The following is a 3182-nucleotide window of genomic DNA, read 5'->3' on the forward strand; positions in this document are numbered from 1 at the left end:
GCTACCCCCTTTGGACTCAAGGCAATGCAAGAGCTACAAAAGTTGAATCCATCCAAAGACGAAGCCAGCGATGCGATGTGCACTTTTCTTGCCATCAATACCTCGTGCGTTACTCTCTTGCCGGCAACCATCATAGGCATTCGAGTTGCTGCCGGGAGTATTAATCCCACAGAGATTGTGGGGCCAACCATCTTTGCCACCAGTTGCGGTATGGTTGCTGCCTTAACGGCTGATATCATCTGGCGGCGCCTGCGAAGGCTGAGGGGGTAGCTACCCTATTGGAACAAGTAATTGCTATCCTTTCTCGGTGGGCATTGCCTGCGCTAATGTTTTTCATTCCGGCCTGGGGCTTAATCCGCCAAGTTAAAGTGTATGAGGCTTTTGTGCAAGGGGCACAGGAAGGCTTCTCGACTGCCGTGAAGATCATTCCCTTTATGGTAGGAATGTTGGTTGCCATCAATATCTTCCGAGCCTCAGGCGCCATGGAGCTGTTTTCGCAACTGATAGGTCCTGTAGCTGGGCGAATTGGGATGCCCCCAGAAGTACTACCTCTGGCGATGATGCGACCTTTGTCAGGCGGGGCGTGTCTTGGCCTGGCTGCAGATCTAATCAATACTTTTGGTCCGGACTCTTTCATTGGCAGGCTTGCTTCTACCATGCAAGGGAGTACCGATACAACTTTTTATGTTTTAACTGTATACTTTGGATCAGTGGGCATCCAGCGGTACCGACATGCGGTATGGTTAGGGCTCATAGCAGACATAACTGGGCTGCTGGCTTCGCTATTCATCATTAATTACCTGTTCCACTGATTTATATTTAAAGGAATTTAAAAGCGATGGGTAGTCATTTGATGCGGTTACAGAAGGCTATTGCTCAAGCAGGAGTTACTTCCCGCCGAAAGGCTGAAGAACTAATATTGACTGGAAAAGTACAGGTCAATGGCCAAGTTGTTACTACTTTGGGGGCTAAGGTTGACCCGAGGACCGACATAATCACTGTATCAGGGAAAAGGATAATTGTTTCACCTAAGAAGGTATATTACGCCCTCAACAAGCCGGTGGGCTATATCACCAGCCTTAAAGATCCCCAGGGTAGAGCCACGGTTATGGACTTGCTTCCGCCGATTGCGACTAGGATATTTCCAATAGGCCGGCTAGATTATAATAGTGAAGGTTTATTGCTGCTAACCAATGATGGACAGCTTGCTTATTATCTTACCCATCCAAGATTTAAGGTGAAAAAAACCTACAGAGTGTTAGTAAAAGGTTTTTTCGGTGATGAGGATGCAGCCAAATTAAGGGCCGGGGTAGAACTTGAAGATGGCAAAACCGCTCCAGCTCGGGTAACAATTCTTAAGCGTACGCCTACGTACTCTTGGCTAGAAATTACCATCCACGAAGGCCGGAAACGTGAAATACGGCGCATGTGTGCTTCTGTGGAGCATCCAGTTCTCAAGCTGAAACGGATCGAATTTGCAGGCATTTTGCTAGGAAAGCTTCCAGTGGGTCACTATCGTCCACTTACTAGCCTAGAGATCTTAAAGCTCAAAAACCTGGTACGAACCGCATCCGGTCATCTGCCTCCCCCTCCAAAACCTAGCTCTAGTTTCTGACAATAAGTTGCTAGCAGGAATTCTAGCACCAGCAGCGAAAATTCGACAGTAACACTTTGTGGCCGTACTGGTAGGGGTAGGGTGGTGATTTCAGATGGATGGGTCCAAGAGGGAGAAAATTACCCTTAAGATAAGGCTTGATTACCGAGGAAACGGGCGGGGAGGGCGCCGCCTTTTTGGAGGAAAGAATATAACCGATTCTGCCGAAGAGATCCGGGAACAAAAGGTCTCTTTTTTTAGGAATGTGCCTATGCAGGGAGTGGCAGTTAATGATATCGACGCGAACGCCGAGGTTTATGCGGTTATTGATGACAGTTCCGGAGAACAGGTTGCTTATGCCCCCATAATTCTGACAGTAACTGCTGAGAATATAGAAAACGTTCTTCAGCTAATTATGCAGGAAGAGTTCCGTAAAGTAGAAGTGATAGAACCGCAGACCCTAGCTCTAGATCGAGGTGACATGGAGCGGCTGCTGTTCAGAATCAGCGAAGAACTACGCAAGTATCACCGTTCTTTAGAGCGCAAGTGGGCCAATCGTTGATGCTCGTAAATAAATACACACCAAAAAAGTAGGAGGATGTTCTATGGCGCGCGTATATTACGACAATGATGCAGATTTAGGCAGACTAAAGGGCAAGAAGATCGCCGTCCTTGGCTATGGCAGCCAGGGGCATGCTCAAGCACAGAACTTGCGTGACAGTGGGTTGGAAGTCATAGTCGGCCTCCGATCTGGCAGCAAATCTTGGGCGCAGGCAGAAAAGGATGGTCTTAAAGTCACTGTTGTGGCTGAAGCGGCCGCCCAGGCGCAGGTAATTCAAGTTTTGCTGCCCGATGAGGTACAGGCTGAGGTCTACCGCACCGAAGTGGCACCTCACCTGTCGGAAGGGAAGGCATTAGGTTTCTCGCACGGTTTTAATATTCACTTTGGGCAAATCGTGCCTCCACCTGACATCGACGTGTTTATGGTAGCCCCCAAGAGTCCTGGTCACCTGGAACGACGAATGTTTGTTCAAGGTGCAGGGGTACCTGGATTGGTAGCTATCTACCAAGATTATTCCGGCCAAGCCAAGGAACTAGCCTTGGCCTACGCTAAAGGAATTGGCTGTACTAGGGCAGGAGTAATTGAAACTACCTTTAAGGAAGAAACCGAAACTGATTTGTTTGGTGAGCAAGCAGTTTTGTGCGGAGGCTTGACTTCATTAATAAAGGCTGGCTTTGAAACCTTGGTCGAGGCAGGTTATCAGCCAGAAATAGCTTATTTTGAATGTTTACATGAGATGAAGCTGATTGTGGACTTGGTATATGAAGGCGGACTCGGATTAATGCGATACTCCATCAGCGATACTGCTCAATATGGCGACATGACCCGTGGTCCCCGGATCATTGACGAAGGCGTAAAGTATACTATGAAAGAGATACTGGGGGAAATCCAGTCGGGAGAATTTGCCCGTGAATGGATTTTAGAAAACAAAGCCAACCGACCTGTCTTTAATGCCTTAAACAATAAGGATAAAGAACACTTGATTGAAAAAGTGGGAGCAGAACTGAGAAATATGATGACATGGCT

General features: G+C 47.7%; 5 protein-coding genes. All 5 read left to right on the forward strand.

Features of this window, described 5'->3' with window-relative positions; all coding sequences use genetic code 11:
- The coding region (locus H5U02_14835) for a spore maturation protein (GenBank protein MBC7343696.1) at positions 1-270 on the forward strand (270 nt) is incomplete at its 5' end.
- Positions 271-326: 56 nt separating this feature from the next.
- On the forward strand, positions 327-812 hold the full coding sequence (locus H5U02_14840) for a spore maturation protein (protein MBC7343697.1): 486 nt from the start codon (positions 327-329) through the stop codon (positions 810-812).
- 38 nt (positions 813-850) lie between these two features.
- Entirely contained in the window at positions 851-1615 is a 765-nt protein-coding gene (locus H5U02_14845) for an rRNA pseudouridine synthase (GenBank protein MBC7343698.1), read from the forward strand.
- A 94-nt stretch (positions 1616-1709) separates the two neighbouring features.
- Positions 1710-2156 (forward strand): hypothetical protein, encoded by a 447-nt coding sequence (locus H5U02_14850; protein ID MBC7343699.1) that lies wholly within the window; start codon positions 1710-1712, stop codon positions 2154-2156.
- A gap of 43 nt (positions 2157-2199) precedes the next feature.
- The coding region (gene ilvC, locus H5U02_14855; GenBank protein ID MBC7343700.1) for a ketol-acid reductoisomerase at positions 2200-3182 on the forward strand (983 nt) is incomplete at its 3' end.

This window comes from Clostridia bacterium, assembly GCA_014360065.1.
Classification (GTDB): domain Bacteria; phylum Bacillota; class DSM-521; order Neomoorellales; family JACIYF01; genus JACIYF01.